Consider the following 21,386-nt stretch of genomic DNA (forward strand, 5'->3'; position numbering starts at 1 on the left):
CCCCGCGCCAACGCCGCCTCCGCCGCCGCAGCCGGCCAAGCCGGTGCCGCCGCAGCCAGCGCCGACCCCGGCCCCGGCGCCGACCCCGGAACCCGCGCCCACGCCCAAGCCGGAACCGCAGAAGGCGGTCGAGCCGCCGCCGACTCCCGCGCCCAAGCCGACCCCGCCGAAGCCTCAGGTGGCCGAGAAGAAGCCCGAGCCGCCGAAGGAGGAGCCGAAAAAGCCGGAGCCGCCGAAGGAGCAGGCCAAGAAGCCGGAGCCGGAGAAAAAGGAACCGCCGAAGAAGGAGCCGGAAAATAAGCTGGCCTCGCTGCTGTCCAGCGTGAACAAGCTGAAGGATCAGCAGCGCACCGAGGAGGCGAAGCCGCAGCGCCAGCAGCCGGCGCAGCAGGCCCCGCAATCGCCGCAGCAGACCCAGTCCTCGCAGCAGACCAGCCGGCTGAACGACCCCTCGCGCGCCTTGTCGATGAGCGAGATGGACGCGGTGCGCCAGCAGATCGCGCAATGCTGGAACGTGCCGGCCGGCGCCCGCGACGCACAGGAACTCATTGTCGACATATTCGTTGTTATGAATCCCGATGCTACGGTTCGCGAAGCCCGTATCGTGAATAGCGGCCGTATGGGGTCCGATCCGTTCTACAGATCGGCCGCCGAGAGTGCGCTTCGTGCCGTCTTGAACCCGCGTTGCAACCCACTGAAACTGCCGCGCGATAAGTTCGATACCTGGAAGACCATGACATTGAGCTTCAACCCGAAGGACATGCTGGCCCCATGATTTTGACCGGAACGCCGTTTGGCAGATTTACCCGCCGCGCCGTCGCGGCCTCGTGCCTGGCGCTTGCGCTGGTGATCGCCGCCGTCTCCCCCAGCCGGGCGGAGCTGCGCATCGACATTACCCGCGGCGTGGTCGAGCCGCTGCCGATCGCCATCATGGATTTCCAGGGCCAGGGGCAGACGGCGGATATCGGCCGCGACATCGCCAAGGTGGTCTCCGCCGATCTGGAGCGCTCCGGCCTGTTCCGCCCGCTCGACAAGGCCGCCTTCATCCAGGATCCGGCATCCACCCAGGTGCAGCCGCGCTTCCCGGACTGGCGGGTGATCGGCGCGCAGGCGCTGGTCAGCGGCAATGCCACCATGCAGTCGGACGGAAGGCTGAAGGTCGAATTCCGGCTGTGGGACGTGTTCGCTGAACAGCAGATGACCGGCCTGGCCTATTACACCACCCCGGCCAACTGGCGGCGCATCGCCCATATCGTCTCGGATGCGATCTATAAGCGCATCACCGGCGAGGACGGGTATTTCGACACCCGCATCGTCTATATCGCCGAGAGCGGCCCGCAGAACCGCCGGCAAAAGCAGCTCGCCATCATGGACCAGGACGGAGCCAACCACCGCTTCCTGACCGACGGCAAGGTGCTGGTGCTGACCCCGCGCTTCTCGCCGACGACGCAGGAGATCACCTATCTCGCCTATTTTAACAACAAGCCGCGGGTCTATCTGCTGAATATCGATACCGGCCAGCAGGAAGTGCTGGGCGACTTCCCCGGCATGACCTTCGCGCCGCGCTTCTCGCCCGACGGCAATGGCGTGATCATGAGCATGGCGCGCGACGGCAATTCCGACGTGTATGTGATGGATCTGCGCACCCGCCGGGTGAAGCGCCTGACCAACCACCCGTCGATCGACACCTCGCCCTCCTATTCCCCGGACGGGCGGCAGGTCGTCTTCAACTCCGACCGGGGCGGCGCGCAGCAGCTCTATGTGATGGATTCCGAGGGCGGCAACGTGCGGCGCATCAGTTTCGGCGAAGGCCGCTATGCAACGCCGGTATGGTCGCCGCGCGGCGATCTCATTGCTTTCACCAAGATGAACAAGGGGCGCTTCTATATCGGCGTGATGCGCACCGATGGCAGCGGCGAGCGGCTGCTGTCCGAAAGTTATCTGGATGAGGGGCCGACCTGGGCGCCGAACGGCCGTGTGCTTATGTTCTTCCGTCAGACGCCGTCTGATTCGCGCGGTCAGGGCGGCACGGTCAGGCTGTATTCCGTCGACCTTACGGGGCGCAATCTGCGCGAAGTTGTCACGCCCATGGACGCTTCCGACCCCGCTTGGTCCCCCTTGATTCCGTAGGATACCGCAACTATATTCCGGCAGTCGGTGAAGGCCTAGGGTTTCCAAGGAAAAAGCTGTAAGCTGGAACGATGTGGAAGGTTATTGCTTTCCTACTGAGACTGATACCAGCACCAACCGGGATACCCACGAAACCGTAATTTCCCCCTAAACTTTGGGACTGCGTTCGCGGAGGGCGAATAAATGCGTACAAAAATTCTGAGTGTGTTTGCCGCACTGCTTCTGGTTGCGGCTTGCGAGACTTCCCCTGATTCGTCCGCTACGGCGAGCGGCGCTGGCAGCAGCGCTGGTTCGGCCGTCAGCTCGACCACGCCGGCCGGCCCGCGTGCGGGTTCGCAGGAAGATCTGGTCGTCAATGTCGGCGATCGCATCTTCTTCGACTTCGACTCCTACGGTGTTCGCGCCGACCAGCGCGGCCAGGTCGACAAGTGGGCCGCTTGGCTGAAGCGTAACCCGTCGGTGCGCGTCACCGTCGAGGGTCATGCCGACGAGCGCGGCACCCGCGAATACAACCTCGCCCTCGGCGAGCGTCGTGCGGGCGCCATTAAGGACGCCCTGGTCGCCCAGGGTATCGATGCCAGCCGCCTGACCACCATCAGCTATGGCAAAGAGCGTCCGGCCGTCCTCGGCTCGAACGATGCCGCTTGGGCCCAGAATCGCCGTGGCGTTCTGGTCGTGAACTAAGCTTCCTTCTCGGAAGCTTCGGTTAAATAGGGCGTCGGTCCAGCTGGACCGACGCCTTATTTTTGCCTCCCGCCCGGATCACCCTGGCGGCGGACTGCGTTTCCAGCGAGCGTTCTCGGATCGGTCAAGGATGGCTGCCACGATGCGACAGACACGGATTTCGTCTCCCTACGGCCTGCTGCTGCCCGCCGCTTTCCTGCTGGCGGCCTTTCTGGCCGGCGCGGCGCCTGCCCTGGCGCAGAATCGCGACATGCAGTCGCTGATCGATCAGGTCGGCCGCATGCAGCAGGATCTGGCCGACCTGCAACGCACCGTCTATCGCGGGGGCGCTGCGTCCGGCGGCAGCGCCGCGCCCGTCCCGTCGGGCGGCGGCGACAGCGGCCAGGCCGTGTCCAACCTGTACCGGATGAACGAGATCGAGCGGCAGATCGCCGATCTGACCGGCCGAGTCGAGGAGACGCAATATGGCGTGCAGCGCCTGAACGACCGGCTGGAGAAGCTGTCCAGCGACATCGATTTCCGCCTGTCCCGCCTGGAGCAGGCATCCAGCGCCGGCGGCGCAGCCGCCAATGGCGCGGCGGCCGAAGCCCCGCGCACCGCCCAGGCCGCCGATGCGGCCGCCGATACAGCCGGCAGCAACCGCACCGCCGGTGGCACGATGAACGAGGATCGCGCGCCGAAGGTGCTGGGCACCTTGCCGCAGGGCGAGGGCGGCGCCAGCCGCCAGCAGAGCGCGGCCGCCCCCGCCGCCGCCGCTGCCGCCGGTTCGCCGCAGGAAGCCTATGACCAGGCGTTCCAGACCCTGGTGCGGCAGGATTTCCCGGCCGCCGAACAGCAATTCAAGGGCTTCCTGCAGCGCTATGGCGACAATGCGCTGGCCGGCAACGCGCAATATTGGCTGGCCGAGACGCATTATGTGCGCGGCCAGTACGAGCAGGCCGCCGTCGCCTTCGCCGAGGGCTTCCAGAAATATCCGAAAAACGCCAAGGCGCCCGACAATCTGCTGAAGCTGGGCCTCTCGCTCTCCGCCCTGAAGCGCAAGGAGGATGCCTGCGTCGCCTTTGGCGAGCTGGGCAAGCAATATCCGAACGCGGCGCAGAACATCAAGCGCCGGGCGCAGCTGGAACGGCAGAAGCTGAACTGCGGCTGACGATGGCGGCGCGCGGCGAGAGCCAGAAGGCGCGCTTCGCCCAGGCCATGGCGGCGTTGGGCGGTTTCGAGCCCCGGCCGCATCTCGCCATCGCCGTCTCCGGCGGGTCCGACAGCCTGGCCTTGACCCTGCTGGCCGCCGATTGGGCGGCGGCGAGGGGCGGTCGCATTCTGGCCCTCACCGTCGATCACGGCTTGCGCGCGGAATCCGCCGGGGAGGCCGCCACGGTCGGACGCTGGCTGGGCGCCTGCGGCATCCCGCACGCCATTCTGCGCTGGATGGGCGACAAGCCCGCTACCGGCCTCCAGGCCGCCGCCCGTGCTGCGCGCTATCGCCTGCTGGGCGCGCGCTGCCGGGCCGAGGCGATCCTGCATCTGCTGACCGCGCACCAGGCCGAGGACCAGGCGGAAACCGTGGCGCTGCGCCACGAGGCCGCCAGCGGGCCGGACGGGCTGGCCGGCATGGCCGCCAGCGTGGAATTCCCGGATTACCGGCTGCTGCGCCCGCTGCTGACTTTCCGCTGCGCCGATTTGCGCGCCTATCTCGAAAGCGTGGGCCAGGACTGGATCGAGGATCCGTCGAACCGCGATCCGCGCTTTGCGCGAATCCGCCTGCGCCAGGCGCTGGGCGCGGCGGCGATCGAGCGGCTGCTGGCCGAGGCCAGGATGGCGGGGGAGGAGAGGCGCGCGCGCGACCGCCGCCTCGCCGGGCTGCTGGCGCGAATCGTGGCCCGCCGGGACGATGGCGTGCTGGAGCTGGACCGGCCGGCGCTGCTGGCCTGCGACGCGGCGGACGGGCAGGCGGTGCTGCGGCGCTGCCTGCTGGCGGTCAGCGGCCAGGATTATCCGCCGCGCGGCGCACGGCTGGAGCGGCTGTGGCGGCATATCGGCGATTCCGCCCCCCCGGCGAAAAGCCGCACCCTGGGCGGCTGTGTCGTCGCCCCGCTGCGCCGCGGCGGCGTCGACCGGCTGACGATCCGCCCGGAGCGTCGCAATCCGCCGCATTCCAGCCTTGAACCGTCCCCTGCGCCGGACCAATTGAAGAGGGCAAAACGGGTTGCGTCGGAGATGCCGGAACCGCCATTCCCTCCAGCCGGAAGCTTTCGGCCGCTCGCCCTGGCCGATTTTGCAGTTGCGCGGCCGGGCGCGTGCGTTATCTCATGAGGGTTGGAACGGGCCTGCGACGGACGCCGGTGCGCCGCTCGGCCGGAAAAAGGATAGTTAGGTCGTGAATAATTTCGGTAAGAACCTCGCCCTCTGGATCATCATAGGCGTTCTGCTGGTTGCGCTGTTCAACCTGTTTCAGAGTTCCTCGACCCGGAGCCCCTATGCCAGCCTCGCCTTCTCCGACTTCTTGAACGAGGTGGAGAACGGGCAGGTTCGCGAAGTCACGATCCAGAACAATAATCTGAGCGGCCATTTCACCGATGGGCGCGCCTTCAACACCTATATGCCCAGCGATCCGGGCTTGGTGGAGCGCTTGCGCGACCACGGCGTGCGCATCAGCGCGCAGCCGCCGGAAGAGGGCATGTCCGGCCTGCTCGGCATCCTGATTTCCTGGTTCCCGATGCTGCTGTTCATCGGCGTGTGGATTTTCTTCATGCGCCAGATGCAGGGCGGCGGCGGCCGGGCCATGGGCTTCGGCAAATCCAAGGCCAAGCTGCTGACGGAGAAGACCGGCCGCGTCACCTTCGACGATGTCGCCGGCATCGACGAAGCCAAGATGGAGTTGGAGGAGATCGTCGAATTCCTGCGCGATCCGCAGAAATTCCAGCGCCTCGGCGGCAAGATCCCGAAAGGCTGTCTGCTGGTCGGCCCTCCGGGCACCGGTAAGACGCTGCTGGCCCGCGCCATCGCCGGCGAGGCCAACGTGCCGTTCTTCACCATTTCGGGTTCCGACTTCGTCGAGATGTTCGTCGGCGTCGGCGCCAGCCGCGTGCGCGACATGTTCGAGCAGGGCAAGAAGAACGCGCCCTGCATCATCTTCATCGACGAGATCGACGCCGTCGGCCGCCATCGCGGCGCCGGCCTCGGCGGCGGCAATGACGAGCGCGAGCAGACGCTGAACCAGCTGCTGGTCGAGATGGACGGCTTCGAGGCGAATGAGGGCGTGATCCTGATCGCCGCCACCAACCGGCCGGACGTGCTGGACCCGGCGCTGCTGCGCCCGGGCCGCTTCGACCGTCAGGTGGTGGTGCCGAACCCGGACGTGATGGGCCGCGAGAAGATTCTGAAGGTCCATATGCGCAAGGTGCCGTTGGCCGGCGACGTGGATGCCCGCATCATCGCGCGCGGCACGCCCGGCTTCTCCGGCGCGGATCTGTCGAACCTGGTGAATGAGGCCGCCCTGATGGCCGCGCGGCGCGGTAAGCGCGTCGTCGGCATGTCGGAGTTCGAGGCCGCCAAGGACAAGGTGATGATGGGCGCGGAACGCCGCTCCATGATCATGACCGACGAAGAGAAGAAGCTGACTGCCTATCACGAGGGCGGCCACGCCATCGTGGCGATCCACAGTCCGGAGAGCGATCCGATCCACAAGGCGACCATCATCCCGCGCGGCCGGGCGCTGGGCATGGTGATGCGCCTGCCGGAAGGCGACCGCATCTCGGTCTCCAAGGCCAAGCTGCTGGACGATCTGCGGGTCGCGGCCGGCGGTCGCCTGGCCGAGGAGCTGATCTTCGGCGAGGAGAAGATCACCACCGGCGCGTCGTCGGACATCAAGATGGTCTCCGACGTGGCGCGCCGCATGGTCACCGAATGGGGCATGAGCGACAAGCTGGGCTTCCTGGCCTACGAAGCGCCGGAGCAGGAAGTGTTCCTGGGCCATTCGGTCGCTCAGCGCAAGGCGGTGTCGGACGCCACCTCCAAGGTGATCGACGACGAAATCCGCCGCATCGTGGACACCACCTACGCCGATGCCCGCAAGATCCTGACCGACAATATCGACGAGCTTCACACCCTGGCGAAGGGGCTGCTGGAGTATGAGACGCTGTCGGGCGAGGATATCCGGGCGCTGCTGGCCGGCGAGCCGGTGGTGCGCGACAATGGCCCGGACGAGAGCAACAACAAGCCCGGCGGCCGCCGCACCTCGGTGCCGACGACCGACCAGCCCGGCCGCACCGGCGGGTTCGAGCCCGAACCGCAGCCCGGCGCCTGACGCTCCGCCATGCGGACGATCCATCGCGAGGCCTCGCTCCGGCGAGGCCTCATCGATTCCGGCGATAAGCTCTATCTCCGCCCGCTCGGCCTGCTGAGCGGCGCGGCGGCCGACGTGGCGATTGCCGCCGATGCGGCGCTGCGGCTGGCCGGCCAGCCGCTCGGTTTCGCGCTGGTCGATCTATATATTCGCAAAGCCGACGGCCGGCTGCTGGCCGCCCTCAGCGATATCGCGGCCTTGCGCGCCTGGGCGGCGGCGGAAGGCTGCGGCCCGCGCATCGAGGCGCTGTTGCGGCGACTATCGGCCCCGCGCCCGGCCTTCGGCGGGCTCGACATGGATCGCGCGCACATCATGGGCATCGTCAATGTGACGCCGGACAGCTTTTCCGACGGCGGCGATTTCGTCGATGCCGGGGCGGCGATCCGCCAGGCGCGGGCGCTGGTCGCGGCGGGGGCGACGGTGCTGGATATCGGCGGCGAATCGACCCGTCCCGGCTCCCAGCCGGTCGATGCGGTGGCGGAGGAGGCGCGCGTGGTGCCGGTGATCCGCGAGATTGCCGGCCTCGGCGTGCCGATCTCCATCGATAGCCGCCGGGCCGGCGTCATGGCGGCGGCGCTGGATGCCGGGGCCGCCATCGTGAACGACATCACCGCGCTGACCGGCGATGCGCAGAGCCTGGCGCTGGTGGCGATGCGCCGGATTCCGACCATCCTCATGCATATGCGCGGCACGCCGCAGACCATGCAGGACGATCCCGACTATGATTTCGCGCCGCTCGATCTCTACGATTATCTGGAGGACAGGGTGCGGGCCTGCGTCGAGGCCGGGCTGCCGATGTCGCACATCGCCGTCGATCCCGGCATCGGCTTCGGCAAGACGCTGCGGCATAATCTGGAAATCCTGTCGCATCTGGCGCTGTTCCACGGGCTGGGCTGCCCGATCCTGCTGGGCGTCTCGCGCAAGGGCTTCATCGGCCGGCTGTCGCGCGGGGAGGAGCCGAAGCAGCGCGTGCCCGGCTCCGTCACCGCCGCGCTGGAGGGCGTGCGTCAGGGCGTGCAGATGATCCGCGTCCACGATGTCGCGGAAACCTGGCAGGCCCTCGCCGTCGCGCGCGGGGCGATGGGGTAAGGGGGCGGCTTGCCGCCTATCCTTCGCTTTTTGCGCGTCATCATGCGTGGCTAGCGCCGGGCTTTCGGCTATGCTGCGTCCAGCGTTCCCCTCGCATCGGATTACCCGCCCCTGATGACCAGAAAGCTTTTCGGCACCGACGGTATTCGCGGCACCGCCAACAGCCATCCGATGACGCCGGAAGTGGCGTTGCGCGTGGCGATGGCGGCGGGTCGGCAGTTCATCGGCACCGGCGGCCACCGGCCGCTGACGGTGATCGGCAAGGATACAAGGCTGTCCGGCTATATGCTGGAGCCGGCGCTTACCGCCGGCTTCGTGTCCATCGGCATGGATGTGGTGCTGGTCGGCCCGATGCCGACGCCCGCCGTGGCGATGCTGACCCGTTCCTTCCGCGCCGATCTGGGGGTGGTCATCTCCGCCTCGCACAATCCGTTCGAGGATAACGGTATCAAGCTGTTCGGCCCGGACGGCTTCAAGCTGTCGGACGAGGTGGAGGCCGAGATCGAGATGCGGATGTCGAACGGCCTGGATGCCTATCTTGCCGGCCCCGCCGCGCTGGGCCGCGCCCGGCGGCTGGAGGATGCGGGCGGGCGCTATATCGAGTTCGTGAAGAGCAGCTTTCCGCGCGGCAGCCGGCTGGACGGGCTGAAGATCGTGGTCGACTGCGCCAATGGCGCGGCCTACAAGGTCGCCCCCCGCGTGCTGTTCGAGCTGGGGGCCGAGGTCATTCCCATCGCGGTGGAGCCGAACGGCTTCAACATCAACGCCAAATGCGGCGCTGTGGCGCCGCAGGCGATGTGCGAGGCGGTGGTGGCGCATGGCGCCGACCTGGGCATCGCGCTGGATGGCGACGCCGACCGGGTGATGATCGCCGACGAGACCGGCCGGCTGATCGATGGCGACCAGATCATGGCGCTGGTCGCCGCCTTCTGGCACCGCAGCGGGCTGCTGAAGGGCCATGGCGTGGTCGCCACGGTGATGTCCAATCTGGGGCTGGAACGCTATCTGGGCGGCTTGGGCCTGTCGCTGGTGCGCACGGCGGTGGGCGACCGTTATGTGGTCGAGAAGATGCGCGCCGACGGGTATAATCTGGGCGGCGAGCAATCCGGCCATATCGTGTTCAGCGACTATGCGACGACCGGCGACGGGCTGATCGCGGCCTTGCAGGTGCTGGCGGTGCTGGTCGGGGCGCAGCGCCCGCTGTCGGAGGTGGCGCGGGTGTTCGCGCCGCTGCCGCAATTGCTGAAGAATGTACGCTTCGCCCAGGGCGCGCCATTGGAGGATGACCGGGTGAAGCAGGCCATCGCCGATGGCGAGCAGCGGCTGTCGGGCAGCGGGCGGGTGCTGATTCGCAAATCCGGCACCGAGCCGCTGATCCGGGTGATGGCGGAGGGCGAGGATGAAGGCCTGGTCCACCAGGTGGTCGACGAGATTGCCGCCACCATCGAACGAGCGGCGTCCGGCAACAGGTAGGTGAGGGACATGCAGGGACGGGTTTTGATCGTCGCCGGCTCCGATTCGGGCGGTGGAGCCGGCATCCAGGCCGACATCAAGACGGTGACGGCGCTGAACGGCTACGCCATGACGGCGATTACCGCGCTGACCGCGCAGAACACGCAAGGCGTGTTCGGCATCCATGAGGTGCCGCCGGACTTCATCCGCCAGCAGATGCGCCTGGTGCTGGAGGATATCGGCGCGGATTGCATCAAGACCGGCATGCTGCACAAGACCGCGGTCATCGAAACGGTCTGCGAGGCGCTGGCGGCCTACGCGCCGAAGACGCCGCTGGTGGTCGATCCGGTGATGGTGTCGCAGAGCGGCCACCGGCTGCTCGACCCGGCGGCGATGGACGCGCTGAAGCGCGACCTGATCGTGCGCGCCACCGTGCTGACGCCGAACCTGCCGGAGGCGGAGCTGCTGACCGGCTGCACCATCCGCGACATCGACGATATGCGCCATGTCGGCCATATGCTGCTGACCCTCGGCCCGGCGGCGGTGCTGATGAAGGGCGGGCATATGGACGGCGAGACGGTGATCGACCTGCTGGTGACCGAGCAGGAGACCCTGGCGATGGAGGCCCCGCGAATCGACACCGGCAGCAATCACGGCACCGGCTGCACCTTGGCCTCGGCGCTGGCCGTCGGCCTTGCCCAGGGGCTGGCGCTGCGGGCGGCGGTGGAGCGCGCGCGGGCCTATGTGCGCGAGGCGCTGCGCACCGCGCCGCATTACGGCACGGGCAGCGGCCCGCTGAACCACGCCCACACGGTGCGCGATTTTGCCGCTCAGCCGTAAGGGCTAAGGGGTTTCCTCGGGGGAGCCGCGCACCAACCCCTTGAAGAACGCCTCGACGCAGGGCGGGCCGTACTCGGCCAGATCGCCCTGGGCCGGATCGCTGAGCCAGTCGCTCAGCAGCCCGTGCATCATGCCGTGCAGCCCCAGCGCGGCCAGCCGGGGCGGCCAGTTCCGCGACAGCGTGCCCAGCCTGGCGGCGTTCTCGAAGATGCGGCCGAGCTGTTCGACCATGTGCTGCTTGTTGCGATGCTGGCGGATCGCGGCGTCGCCCATCTCTTCCACATATTCGCAGCGATGCATCAGGATGCTGCAAATCCGCCGTCGCCGTTCATCGCCCGCGATCAGCCGCAGCGCCTCCCCGCAGGCCTCGCGCAGCGTCAGCAGCGGGTCGTCCGCCTCGTTGCGGGCAAGCTGCTCGATCAGATCTTCCTGCGGCAGCCGGCCGCGTTCCTGCATCGCCTCGAACAAATCGACCTTGTTGCGGAAATGCCAATAGACCGCGCCCCGCGTGACGCCGGCTTTGCGCGCGATCTCTTCCAGCGAGGTTCGACCGACCCCCTGGCGATAGAACAGCGATTCAGCCGCATCCAGTATCTGGTGGCGGGTCTGCTCGGCTTCTTCCTTGGTCCGTCTGACCATCGGCGAGTTTTATCCGTTATCCGTATTTACATACATCCGGAAATGTATATATATCGTCGCGCCCGGAAGCGCTACCGCTTCCGCATCGATTTTATTAGATTGCGATGATTTCATTTCTTTCTTCGTTTGCCCTCCGGCACAATCTTCACGACCTTGCCGCATCCGCGTCGACCCTGCAGGAAACCGAGTAGAGCCATGCATGCACCCCTCGGACGTAAGTCCCGTCATTTCGTAGCGGCCGGGCTGATGGCCCTGTTGGGGGCGGTATCCGCCTATACCGGTACGGCAGCGGCCCAAGGCGGCCCCGGCGGTGGACCGGGCGGCGGTCAGATGCCGCCGCCGGAAGTGGTAGTCCGCGCGGTGCAGCCCAAGGACATGCCGCTCAGCTATGAATTCGCCGGACGGGTAAATGGTTCCCGCGAGGTCGAGATTCGCGCCCGCGTCGCCGGCATCCTGCTGGAGCGAACCTATACCGAGGGCGAGACGGTGAAGCAGGGCGACCTGCTGTTCCTCATCGACCCCGCCCCCTATGAGGCGGCGGTGGCCCGCGCGGAGGCGATGGTGCAGCAGGAGCAGGCGCGCCTGGCCCAGGCGGAGCGCGAATGGAAGCGGATCGCCAGCCTGTTCGAGCGCAACGCCGTCAGCGCCCGCGAGCGCGACGAGACGCTCTCCACGCTGGAGCTGGCGCGCGCCACCGTGGCCGGCGCCCGGGCCGAGCTGCGCACCGCGCGGATCAATCTCGACTATACCAAGGTGGAGGCGCCGATCAGCGGCGTCACCAGCCTGGAGGTGCTGTCGGAAGGCAGCCTGGTGGGCACCGGCATGGATAACAGCCTGTTGACCCGCATCACGCAGCTCGACCCGGTCTATGTGAATTTCGCGGTGCCCGACGCCGAGATGATCGCGCTGTATAATCTGATGGATAGCGGGGCGCTGCGCATGCAGTCGCGCGACAAGATCGCCGTTCAGGTGAAGCTGGGCAGCGGCGTGGTGCATCCGCAGAACGGCATGGTGAACTTCACCGACAGCAGCATCGACCCGCAGACCGGCACGATCCGCATGCGCGCCAGCGTGCCGAACCCGGATAAGCGCCTGCTGCCCGGCCAGTTCGTGCGCATCGCCTTGCAGGATATCGTCCTGAAGGACGCCATCGCGGTGCCGCAGGCCTCCGTGCTGCAGGCGGCGCAAGGCATGATGGTCTATGTCGTGAACGCGCAAAGCGTCGCCGAGCCGCGGCCGGTGCGCATCGGCCAGGCGCTGGGCAGCGAATGGGTGATCCGCGAAGGGCTGAAGCCCGGCGATCGGGTGGTGACCGAAGGTATGATCAAGGTGCGCCCCGGCGCGCCGGTCAAGGTGGTGGAGCCCGCCCAGGCAGCCAACCAGGCATCGGGCAAGGCCGCCGCCGGCCAGGGTAATCGCTGATGATCTCGCGCTTTTTCATCAACAGGCCGGTCTTCGCGACCGTTCTGTCCATCGTTATCGTGCTTGCCGGTCTGGCCGCGATGCGTGTGCTGCCGATTGCGCAATATCCCGACATCGTGCCGCCGCAGGTGGTCATCTCGGCGACCTATCCGGGCGCCAGCGCCGAAGTCATCTCCGAGACGGTCGCCTCGCCGATCGAGCAGGAGATCAACGGCGTTCCCGGCATGATCTACATGAACTCGTCGGCGAACAATGCCGGTACGCTCAGCATGTCGGTCAGCTTCGAGATCGGCACCGACCCCGACCAGGCGACCATCGACGTCAATAACCGCGTGCAGTCCGCCCTGCCGTTGCTGCCGGAGGAGGTGCGCCGCCAGGGCGTGCGCGTCGACAAGCGCTCCAGCAACATCCTGCAGGTCATCACCATGTCCTCGCCGGGCGGGCGCTACGACCCGGTCTATATCTCGAACTACGCGCTGCTGAACGTAATCGACGAGTTGAAGCGCGTCGACGGCGTCGGCGACGCCTCGCTGTTCGGGGCCAAGGATTATTCCATGCGCATCTGGCTGCGGCCGGACAAGCTGGCGCAGTTCAACATGACCCCGGCCGATGTGGGCCAGGCGATCCAGGAGCAGAATTCGCAATTCGCCGCCGGCCAGTTCGGCCAGGAGCCGATGAGCAGCCCGCAGGTCTATACCTACTCGGTCAGCACACCGGGCCGCCTGGTCTCGGCCGAGGAATTCGGCAACATCATCCTGCGCTCGGATGCGTCGGGCGCCAGCCTGCGGCTGAAGGATGTCGCGCGCATTGAGCTTGGCGCGCAGGATTACGCCTTCAACGCCAGCAGCAACGGCGAGCCGTCCATCGCCATCGGCATCTATCTGCAGCCGGGCGCGAACGCGCTGTCGGTCACCAGCGCCATCGAGGCGCGCATGGCCCAGCTGGAGCAGCGCTTCCCCGACGGCATCGTCTACGCCATCCCGTTCGACACCACGCGCTTCGTTGAAGTGTCCATCGAGGAGGTCGTCAAGACCTTCGCCGAAGCCATCATCCTGGTCATCATCGTCGTCTATCTGTTCCTGCAAAGCCTGCGGGCGACGCTGATCCCGCTGATCGCCGTGCCGGTGTCGCTGATCGGCGCCTTCGCCGGCATGTATCTGCTGGGCTTCTCGATCAACCTGCTGACGCTGTTCGGCATGGTGCTGGCCATCGGCATCGTGGTCGACGACGCCATCGTGGTGCTGGAGAATGTCGAGCGAATCATCCGGGAGGACGGGCTGGAGCCCAAGGAGGCGGCCTTCAAGGCGATGGAGGAGGTGAGCGGGCCGGTCATCGCCATCGTGCTGGTGCTCAGCTCCGTCTTCATCCCGGTCGGCTTCCTGGGCGGCCTGGCTGGCGAGATGTACAAGCAGTTCGCCATCACCATCGCGGTGTCGGTGATCATCTCCGGCATCGTCGCGCTGACGCTGTCGCCGGCGCTGTGCGCGCTGATCCTAAAGAAGGAGCATGGTCAGCCGCTGCTGCCGTTCCGCCTGTTCAACCGCGGTTTCGAGAAGGCGACGCGCGGCTATACCTCCAGCGTGCGCTTCTTCCTGCGGCGCGCCGTGCTGGGCATGCTGGTGTTTGCCGCCGTGCTGGGGGCCACCTACACCTTGTTCCAGCGCGTGCCCAGCTCCCTGGTGCCGTCGGAGGATCAGGGCTATGTGCTGGCCGTGACCATGCTGCCGCCGGCCTCGTCGCTGAGCCGCACGACGGAGATCACCGACAAGGTCACGCAGGACATTATGAGCCTGCCGGCGGTGAATGGCGTGGTCACCTTCGCTGGCTTCGACATTCTCTCCGGCGGCCAGAAGACCAGCGCCGGCGTCTCCTTCGTGACGCTGAAGGACTGGTCGGAGCGCACCGCTGCCTCGGACGACGCGCGCAACCTGACTGGCACTATCATGGGCATGGGGGCGCAGATCCGCGACGCCATCGTGCTGTCCTTCAACCCGCCGCCGATCACCGGCATCTCGATGACCGGCGGTTTCGAGATGTATCTGCAGGACCGCACGGGCGCGGGCAGCGAGAAGCTGGCCGAGGCGACGAACAAGCTGGTCGCGGCCGCCAATCAGCGGCCGGAGCTGGCGGGGGTGAGCACCACCTTCTCTGTCGCGGTGCCGCAATACAAGGTGGATGTCGACCGCCAGAAGGCCAAGGCGCTGGATGTGCCGCTGACCTCCATCTTCCAGACCATGCAGGCCAGCTTCGGTACGCTGTATGTGAACGATTTCACGCTGTTCGGCCGCACCTACCGGGTGAACATGTCTTCCGAGGCGGAGTTCCGCGAGAAGCCGGAGGATCTGCGTCACGTCTTCGTGCGCTCGAATAGCGGCGAGATGATACCGCTGGACGCGCTGCTGTCGGTCCGCCGGATCGTCGGGCCGGACCTGGTGGAGCGCTTCAACGTGTTCCCGGCGGCGAAGATTCTCGGCAACCCAGCGCCCGGCTACAGTTCCGGCCAGGCGCTGGACGCGATGGAGCAGCTTGCCACCGAGACGCTGGGGGACGATTACACCGTCGCCTGGACCGGCTCTGCCTATCAGGAGCGGGCGACGGCGGGCACGGCGGGCATTGCCTTCATGTTCGGCATCGTCATGGTGTTCCTGATCCTGGCGGCGCAGTACGAACGCTGGACGCTGCCCATCGCGGTGCTGATGGCGGTGCCGTTCGGCCTGTTCGGCGCGATCCTGGCGATCTTCCTGCGTGGGCTGGAGAATGATGTGTATTTCCAGATCGGCCTGGTGACGCTGATCGGCCTGGCGGCGAAGAACGCCATTCTGATCGTCGAATTCGCGGTGATGAAACGCGAGGAAGGCATGAGCATCCACGATGCGGCGATGGAGGGCGCGCGCCTGCGCTTCCGCCCCATCGTCATGACCTCGCTGGCCTTCATCCTGGGCTGCGTGCCGCTGGCGATCAGCACCGGCGCGGGCTCGGCCAGCCGCCATTCGATCGGCACCGGGGTGATCGGCGGCATGCTCGCCGCCACCTTCCTGGCGATCTTCGTCATTCCGATGTTCTACATGGTGTTCGCCAAGCTGTCGGAATGGCGGCGCACGCCCAAGGATGACGACAAGAACAAGCATTCCAGCCCGCATGCCGAGCAGGAGAAGCCCGCCGATGCGTAACTCCCTGATAGCCCTGGGCCTAGCGGCGCTGCTGGCCGGCTGCACCATGGGCCCGGATTACACGCGTCCCCAGACCGAGGTGCCGCAGCAATGGCCGGGCACGGTGATTCGCGCCTCCCAGGTCGATCCGTTCTGGTGGCGCACCTATGACGACCCGGTGCTGTCGTCGATGATCGACGAGGCGCTGGCGGCCAATTCCGACCTGCTGCTGGCCGCCGCCCGGGTGGCGGAGGCGCGCGCGCTGGCCGGCCTGTCGCGGGCCGAGCGGCTGCCGACCATCGAAGGCCAGGCTGATGCCGGCCGGCAGCGCCAGTCCGACGAGCTGGCGGTCGGCGCGCCGAACCCGGTGAATAATTACCGGCTGGCGGCGGTGCTGACCTACGAGCTCGATCTCTGGGGCCGGCTGGCCCGGTCGGACGAGGCGGCGCGCGCCACGCTGATGGCTCAGGAATCGAGCCAGGACGCGGTGCGCCTGGCGGTGGCGGCCGATGTCGCCTCGGGCTATTTCAACCTGCGCGCCCTGGATCAGCAGGTCACGGTGACCGAGCGCACCCTGGCGGCCCGGCAGGAAAGCTACGAGCTGCAGCAGATCCAGTATAATAACGGCGTGGTGACCGAGCTGGTGCTGCGCCAGGCGGAATCCGAGCTGGCCGCCGCCCGCGCCCAGCTGCCCGCCCTGCGCCAGCAGCGCGCCTTGCAGCGCAACGCCCTGGCGGTGCTGCTGGGCCGCACGCCCCGCTCGCTGGTGGAGCAGGAGGTGGCGCGGGGGGCTGCCATCGACAATCTGCCGGTGCCCCCGGTGGTGCCGGACTATATGCCGTCCGACATTCTTGACCGGCGGCCGGATATCCGCGCCGTGGAACAGCAACTCGCCGCCGCCGACGCGCGGATCGGCGTGGCGGAGGCGAATTTCTTCCCGCGCATCTCGCTGACCGCTTCCGGCGGCACGCAAAGCCTGGATCTGGATAATCTGTTCAGCAGCGGCACCGGCATCTGGAGCCTGGGCGGCAATCTGGTCGGCCCGATCTTCGATTTCGGCCGCAACCAGGCCAATCTGGAGGCGACCGAGGCGCGCCGGCAGCAAAGTTACATCCAGTATGAACAGACCGTGCGCACGGCGTTCCGCGAGGTGCTGGACGCGCTTGCCTCGCAGCAGGGCTCATCCGAGCGCCTGACCGCGCAGGACCGTCAGGTGGCCGCCCTGTCCCGCACGCTCGATCTGGCGCGCGAGCGCTATGAGGGCGGCTATACCGGCTATATCGAGGTGCTGGACGCGCAGCGCGCCCTGTTCCAGGCCGAGCTTGACCGGGTGCTGTCGCAGCGCGACCGGCTACAGGCCAGCGTCGATCTCTACAAGGCGCTGGGCGGCGGCTGGACCCCGCCGGAGCGGCAGCGCTAAGCGGTTTGGCGCGAACCATTGGCCGGCCTCAATCGTTTTCCTGACATCTCGGCATGGAGGGGGAAGCCGCATTGACGCGGGGCAGACCTGCCCTTTTCTTTCGCGGTTTCGCTCCTATCTTCGCCAAGAGGCATAAATGTCAAGGAAAGCAGTGAGATAAACATGTCGTGTAGCGTTTGCGCCGGGCCGGGGGCGATCCGGGAAACCCCGTCTCGGCTTCTCCTCTGGGCGCCGCAGAGCCACACGCGGCACAAATTGCGGGATATTTTGGCGTCCCGCTCGACAGCGATCCGCGACCGTACAGCCGACCGGCTGCTGGATATCGCCGAACCGGACCTGATGGCGGCGGCCCCGGCCCTGCGCGATGCCGTTTCCCATGGCGAGCTGGAAGATACCCGCGCCCTGATCGTGGCGCATGACGGGGAGCCGGGCCTGAAGGATTTCCAGGCGATGACCAATCTCGACCGGCTGCTGAGCCGGGCGGAGGCGGTCTGGGTCGATGCGCTGCTCGACGAGGGCCGCTATGTCAGTCATATGCAGCCCATCGTCGGCGCTACGGCCGAGCGGCCGGTGTTCGGTTATGAGTTCCTGTTTCGCGGCCTCGACGAACAGGGCGGGCTGATTCCGCCGGCGCGCATCTTCGGCGCGGCGAAGGACCCCGGCCTGATGCTGAACCTCGACCGCATCGCGCGCATCAACGCCGTGCGGACGGCGGCGCGCCACGGTATCGAGAGCAAGCTGTTCATCAATTTCATGCCGCGCTCGATCTACGATCCGGATTTCTGCCTGCGCTCCACCGTGGCCGCCATCGACGACAGCGGCGTCCGGCCGGAACAGGTGGTGTTCGAGGTGGTCGAGATCGAGCGGCTGGAGGATTACAACCACCTGCTGCGCATCAGCGATTTCTACCGCAATGCCGGCTTCGAGGTGGCGCTGGACGATTTCGGCACCGGCTACAACAACCTGTCCACCCTGCTGACGCTGCGGCCGAACTACATCAAGCTCGACAAGATCCTGACCAGCGGGCTGGATGTCGACGATGCCAAGCGCCGCATGGTGAAAAGCCTGGTCGCTACCGCGCACGAGGCCGGGGTGATCATCATCGCCGAGGGCGTCGAGACCCAGCAGGCTTTCGACATATTGCGCGATATCCAGGTCGATTACTGCCAGGGCTATTTCTTCGGCCGCCCCCAGCCCACGCCGCTGGCGGCATAGGCTGGGGTAACGGGCGCGGCCTTAGAACTTCACCTGGCCGCCGACGCGCAGCTCCCGCCCGCGGAAGGGTGCGACATCCTTCAGTAGTGAGACATGATTGCGGCCTTCGGCGTCCGTCAGGTTCCGGCCCTGGACGAACAGGGTGAAGCTGTCGCTGTCGGCAATCGGCCGGAAGGACAGGCCGGCATTCAGGAAGGCATAGCCGCCGGTGCTGTCCTCGTTCGTGCCGGTGCGGCCCTGGCTGGCCGCCCCCTCCAACTCCAGCCGGTAATCGACATGCCGCGTATAGGCGTTGATGCCGGCGGTGTAGCCTAGCGGCGGGATCAGCGGCAGCGCCTGGCCGGTCGCCTCATTCTCCGCCCAGACGTAATCCACCGCGCCGTCCAGGCTCAGCGTCAGGCCGGTGCCGCGCAGGAACACCCAGGTCGCCTCGATCTCCGCGCCGCGGAAGGTGGCGTCCTCCTGGCCATAGCGCACCTCCTGCAACCCGTCGCGCTCATTGCCGGTGAAGTCGCGGAAGATGTAGTCGTTATAGCGGGTGGCGAACAGGTTCACCGCGCCGGTCACGTCGCCGCGCTGCTTGCGGAAGGAAAGCTCGGCATGCCAGGCGGTTTCCTTGCCCAGGTCGCTATTGCCGATTTCGTAGGATTGGGTGGCCAGATGCGCGCCGTCGGAGAACAGCTCCTCCGCGTTCGGCGCGCGTTCGGTGCGTGACAGCGACAGGCCAACCGAATAGGTCGGGCTCAACCGGTAGGTCGCCCCGGCGGAGGCGCTCTTGCCGGTGAAATCCCGGTTCTGCCCCAGCGTGTCGGCCTCGACCGTCTGATGCTCCAGCCGCCCGCCCAGGGTGAACAGCCAAGGGCCGGTCTCGAAACGCTCGACCAGGAACAGCGCGTGATTGTCGGTCACCGTGCCGGGGATGAAGGCTTCCTCGCCGGTGGCAATCGCGTCGCGCCGGCTGGATTGCAGCCCGAACACGCCCTTGAAGCCGGCCAGCGGCTTGTGGGTCAGCTCGACGCGGCCTTCCCAGCTTCGATTCTCGAAGATGGTGCCGACCTCGTCGCCCTCCAGCTCGATATGCCGGTAGTCGGCATAGCCGAAGCGGGCGCTGGCTTCCTCCAGGAAGGGCAGGGGCTCGTAGAGACCGAATTTCACATCGTAGCGGGTCTGCTGCATGTCGATGCGGATGCTCTCCTCGCCATGCTCATGCTCATGCTCATCGTCGTGATCGTGATCCTCCTCCTCTTCATGATCATGGTCTTCCCCGGCATGGCTATGCCCGCCGGGGATGCCGTAGAGGCTGGAATAACCGCTGATCGCCATGCCGGCATAGCCGCGCTCGCCCAGATAGCTGGCCCCGATGGAGCCCCCGCGGGTATCGACAAAACTGTTTTCCACCCGCCCCTTGATGCCTTCCTCGCGCGCCTCGTCGCTGGAGAAGCCGTTGACGCGGTAGTCGTTCGCGTCGGTCGTGAAGCCCTCCAGATGCAGCACGACATTCCGGCCGGCCGCCATGTCGACCGAGCCGAAGCCGGCGAGGTTGCTGGAGCCGGTGGAGAAATCCAGCCGCGCCGTGCCGTCCAGGGAATCCTTCGGCACGCTGTCGGGAATGCGGCCATCCTTCACATTCACCACGCCGGCCACGGCGGAACTGCCGTAAAGCAGGCTGGCCGGCCCGCGCAGCACCTCGACCTGCTCGGCGCTGCCCATCGGGGCGACCACGGCATGGTCCGGGCTGGTGACCGAGGCATCGAACGTGTCCAGGCCATTCTGCAGCACCCGCACCCGGTTGCCGCCCTGGCCGCGAATCACCGGCCGCCCCGCGCCCGGCCCGAAGGATGAATTGGCCACGCCCGGCGTGCGGTCCAGGGTCTCGCCGATGGTGAGGCCGCGATAGCGCTCCAGCCGATCGCCCGTCAGCACCGTGGAGCCTTCCACCAGCTCCTCCTGCGTGCTTTGCAGCGGTGCGACGGTGATGATCAGCGGCTGCAACTGCTCCGCCTGCTGGGCCTTCACCTGCCCGCCCAGCATCAGCGCCGCCATGCCGGTCCCTGCCAGCAGGGCAGCATGTCCCCTTCCTCTCATAACCCCTCCATTCAATAGAAATGTTATAACGTATCAATATCGAGAGAGGGAAGAAGGCGCAACCCTGGAATGGGCTGCGCCGGAATGCGGGTCTGCCGTCTGGTATCTGTCAGGAAACGGGAGGGTCAGTCCTTATGGCCGCCCTGGTCGAGCCGGGTCAGCAGGCGGGCCTTCACGGCCGGCCATTCCTCGTCGAGGATGCTGAAATAGATCGAATGGCGGATGCGCCCGTCCGGCATGATCATATGCTTGCGGAAAGTGCCTTCCTGCACCGCCCCCAGCCGGGCCAGCGCGGTCTGCGACTGGGTGTTCAGCTGGTCGGTCTTGAACTCGACGCGCATGCAGCCCAGCACCTCGAAGGCGTGCTGCAGCATCAGCAGCTTGGCCTCGGTGTTCACATGGGTGCGCTGGAAAGCGGGGTCGATCCAGGTCCAGCCGATCTCCAGCCGCTTGTTCTTGCGGTCGATGGCGGCGTAGCGGCTGGAGCCGGCGATCCGGCCGCTGGCCTTGTCGATGGTGGTGAACACCAGCGCCGCGCCGGCCGCCTGGGCGTCCAGCGCCTCCTGCAGATAGGCCCGCATGCCCTCCAGCCCGGTCGCCGCGGTGGGGGAATAGCGCCACAGCCTCGGCTCCGCCCCGGCGGCGGCCAGGCCCTCCAGATGCTCGCTCATCGACAGCGGCACCAGCCTCACATGCCGGCCTTCCAGGGTGACGGGCTTCACGTCCATTGTCGGGTCCTTCTCGTTGCATTCCCTCCCCCCTTGCGGGGGAGGGTCGGGGAGGGGGGTGTTCCGCCACTCGCCGTCGGTGCGTCACCCCCACCCCAACCCTCCCCCGTCAAGGGGGAGGGGGTGACGGCGAGGGCGAGGGGGAGGGAGAGGCAGTTACGGTGCGTTCCCTCCCCCCTTGCGGGGGA

Annotated in this window: 16 protein-coding genes; 13 read left to right on the forward strand and 3 right to left on the reverse strand. The window is 67.0% G+C overall.

Features of this window, described 5'->3' with window-relative positions:
• From AUP43_RS19300 to thiD, 9 genes are all read left to right on the forward strand, one after another.
• Nucleotides 1–775, forward strand: a 775-nt coding sequence (locus AUP43_RS19300; protein WP_067558220.1) for a hypothetical protein, incomplete at its 5' end; no start/stop codon positions are given.
• Complete coding sequence (tolB, locus tag AUP43_RS13860) at nucleotides 772–2,130, forward strand: Tol-Pal system beta propeller repeat protein TolB (protein WP_067558223.1); 1,359 nt, start codon at nucleotides 772–774, stop codon at nucleotides 2,128–2,130. The genes AUP43_RS19300 and tolB, both read left to right, overlap by 4 nt.
• 183 nt (nucleotides 2,131–2,313) lie before the next feature.
• Nucleotides 2,314–2,814 carry a peptidoglycan-associated lipoprotein Pal gene (pal, locus tag AUP43_RS13865; protein WP_067558226.1) on the forward strand — a complete coding sequence of 167 codons (501 nt, stop codon included), beginning with the start codon at nucleotides 2,314–2,316 and terminating at the stop codon, nucleotides 2,812–2,814.
• 142 nt (nucleotides 2,815–2,956) lie between these two features.
• Nucleotides 2,957–3,964 carry a tol-pal system protein YbgF gene (gene ybgF, locus AUP43_RS13870; RefSeq protein ID WP_067558229.1) on the forward strand — a complete coding sequence of 336 codons (1,008 nt, stop codon included), beginning with the start codon at nucleotides 2,957–2,959 and terminating at the stop codon, nucleotides 3,962–3,964.
• A 2-nt stretch (nucleotides 3,965–3,966) separates the two neighbouring features.
• On the forward strand, nucleotides 3,967–5,127 hold the full coding sequence (gene tilS / locus AUP43_RS13875) for a tRNA lysidine(34) synthetase TilS (protein ID WP_067558232.1): 1,161 nt from the start codon (nucleotides 3,967–3,969) through the stop codon (nucleotides 5,125–5,127).
• A 64-nt stretch (nucleotides 5,128–5,191) separates the two neighbouring features.
• Entirely contained in the window at nucleotides 5,192–7,120 is a 1,929-nt protein-coding gene (gene ftsH, locus AUP43_RS13880) for an ATP-dependent zinc metalloprotease FtsH (protein WP_067558234.1), read from the forward strand.
• A 9-nt stretch (nucleotides 7,121–7,129) separates the two neighbouring features.
• Nucleotides 7,130–8,248 carry a dihydropteroate synthase gene (gene folP / locus AUP43_RS13885; protein ID WP_067558237.1) on the forward strand — a complete coding sequence of 373 codons (1,119 nt, stop codon included), beginning with the start codon at nucleotides 7,130–7,132 and terminating at the stop codon, nucleotides 8,246–8,248.
• A 111-nt stretch (nucleotides 8,249–8,359) separates the two neighbouring features.
• Nucleotides 8,360–9,721 (forward strand): phosphoglucosamine mutase, encoded by a 1,362-nt coding sequence (glmM, locus tag AUP43_RS13890; RefSeq protein ID WP_198154913.1) that lies wholly within the window; start codon nucleotides 8,360–8,362, stop codon nucleotides 9,719–9,721.
• Between the two features lie 9 nt (nucleotides 9,722–9,730).
• Nucleotides 9,731–10,540, forward strand: a complete 810-nt coding sequence (gene thiD / locus AUP43_RS13895) for a bifunctional hydroxymethylpyrimidine kinase/phosphomethylpyrimidine kinase (RefSeq protein WP_067558242.1) — start codon at nucleotides 9,731–9,733, stop codon at nucleotides 10,538–10,540.
• Between the two features lie 3 nt (nucleotides 10,541–10,543).
• On the opposite strand, the gene AUP43_RS13900 is transcribed toward thiD, so the two are convergent.
• Nucleotides 10,544–11,179: a TetR family transcriptional regulator gene (locus AUP43_RS13900; RefSeq protein WP_067558244.1), complete on the reverse strand. Its 636-nt coding sequence runs from the start codon at nucleotides 11,177–11,179 to the stop codon at nucleotides 10,544–10,546.
• Between the two features lie 195 nt (nucleotides 11,180–11,374).
• On the opposite strand from AUP43_RS13900, the gene AUP43_RS13905 reads away from it, so the two are divergent.
• From AUP43_RS13905 to AUP43_RS13920, 4 genes are all read left to right on the forward strand, one after another.
• A complete protein-coding gene (locus AUP43_RS13905) occupies nucleotides 11,375–12,601 on the forward strand; it encodes an efflux RND transporter periplasmic adaptor subunit (protein WP_084462811.1) in 1,227 nt (408 codons plus the stop codon).
• Nucleotides 12,601–15,771: an efflux RND transporter permease subunit gene (locus AUP43_RS13910; RefSeq protein ID WP_067558247.1), complete on the forward strand. Its 3,171-nt coding sequence runs from the start codon at nucleotides 12,601–12,603 to the stop codon at nucleotides 15,769–15,771. Before AUP43_RS13905 ends, AUP43_RS13910 begins: the two co-directional genes overlap by 1 nt.
• Nucleotides 15,764–17,170 (forward strand): efflux transporter outer membrane subunit, encoded by a 1,407-nt coding sequence (locus AUP43_RS13915; RefSeq protein WP_067558250.1) that lies wholly within the window; start codon nucleotides 15,764–15,766, stop codon nucleotides 17,168–17,170. The genes AUP43_RS13910 and AUP43_RS13915 overlap by 8 nt, the downstream gene beginning before the upstream one ends.
• 255 nt (nucleotides 17,171–17,425) lie before the next feature.
• A complete protein-coding gene (locus AUP43_RS13920) occupies nucleotides 17,426–18,385 on the forward strand; it encodes an EAL domain-containing protein (RefSeq protein WP_198154912.1) in 960 nt (319 codons plus the stop codon).
• 21 nt (nucleotides 18,386–18,406) lie between these two features.
• On the opposite strand, the gene AUP43_RS13925 is transcribed toward AUP43_RS13920, so the two are convergent.
• Nucleotides 18,407–20,428: a TonB-dependent receptor gene (locus AUP43_RS13925; RefSeq protein WP_067558256.1), complete on the reverse strand. Its 2,022-nt coding sequence runs from the start codon at nucleotides 20,426–20,428 to the stop codon at nucleotides 18,407–18,409.
• A 167-nt stretch (nucleotides 20,429–20,595) separates the two neighbouring features.
• Nucleotides 20,596–21,198 carry a GNAT family N-acetyltransferase gene (locus AUP43_RS13930; RefSeq protein ID WP_067558259.1) on the reverse strand — a complete coding sequence of 201 codons (603 nt, stop codon included), beginning with the start codon at nucleotides 21,196–21,198 and terminating at the stop codon, nucleotides 20,596–20,598.
• Nucleotides 21,199–21,386: the final 188 nt, after the last annotated feature.

It is taken from the genome of Oceanibaculum pacificum (assembly GCF_001618175.1).
GTDB lineage: Bacteria > Pseudomonadota > Alphaproteobacteria > Oceanibaculales > Oceanibaculaceae > Oceanibaculum > Oceanibaculum pacificum.

What these genes read in the sequence shown, in the direction of transcription:
- tolB (WP_067558223.1), top strand. Translation starts at nt 772, where the DNA reads ATGATTTTGACCGGAACGCCGTTTGGCAGATTTACCCGCCGCGCCGTC.
- pal (WP_067558226.1), top strand. Translation starts at nt 2,314, where the DNA reads ATGCGTACAAAAATTCTGAGTGTGTTTGCCGCACTGCTTCTGGTTGCG.
- ybgF (WP_067558229.1), top strand. Translation starts at nt 2,957, where the DNA reads ATGCGACAGACACGGATTTCGTCTCCCTACGGCCTGCTGCTGCCCGCC.
- tilS (WP_067558232.1), top strand. Translation starts at nt 3,967, where the DNA reads ATGGCGGCGCGCGGCGAGAGCCAGAAGGCGCGCTTCGCCCAGGCCATG.
- folP (WP_067558237.1), top strand. Translation starts at nt 7,130, where the DNA reads ATGCGGACGATCCATCGCGAGGCCTCGCTCCGGCGAGGCCTCATCGAT.
- thiD (WP_067558242.1), top strand. Translation starts at nt 9,731, where the DNA reads ATGCAGGGACGGGTTTTGATCGTCGCCGGCTCCGATTCGGGCGGTGGA.
- AUP43_RS13900 (WP_067558244.1), bottom strand. Translation starts at nt 11,179, where the DNA reads ATGGTCAGACGGACCAAGGAAGAAGCCGAGCAGACCCGCCACCAGATA.
- AUP43_RS13905 (WP_084462811.1), top strand. Translation starts at nt 11,375, where the DNA reads ATGCATGCACCCCTCGGACGTAAGTCCCGTCATTTCGTAGCGGCCGGG.
- AUP43_RS13910 (WP_067558247.1), top strand. Translation starts at nt 12,601, where the DNA reads ATGATCTCGCGCTTTTTCATCAACAGGCCGGTCTTCGCGACCGTTCTG.
- AUP43_RS13915 (WP_067558250.1), top strand. Translation starts at nt 15,764, where the DNA reads ATGCGTAACTCCCTGATAGCCCTGGGCCTAGCGGCGCTGCTGGCCGGC.
- AUP43_RS13925 (WP_067558256.1), bottom strand. Translation starts at nt 20,428, where the DNA reads ATGGCGGCGCTGATGCTGGGCGGGCAGGTGAAGGCCCAGCAGGCGGAG.
- AUP43_RS13930 (WP_067558259.1), bottom strand. Translation starts at nt 21,198, where the DNA reads ATGGACGTGAAGCCCGTCACCCTGGAAGGCCGGCATGTGAGGCTGGTG.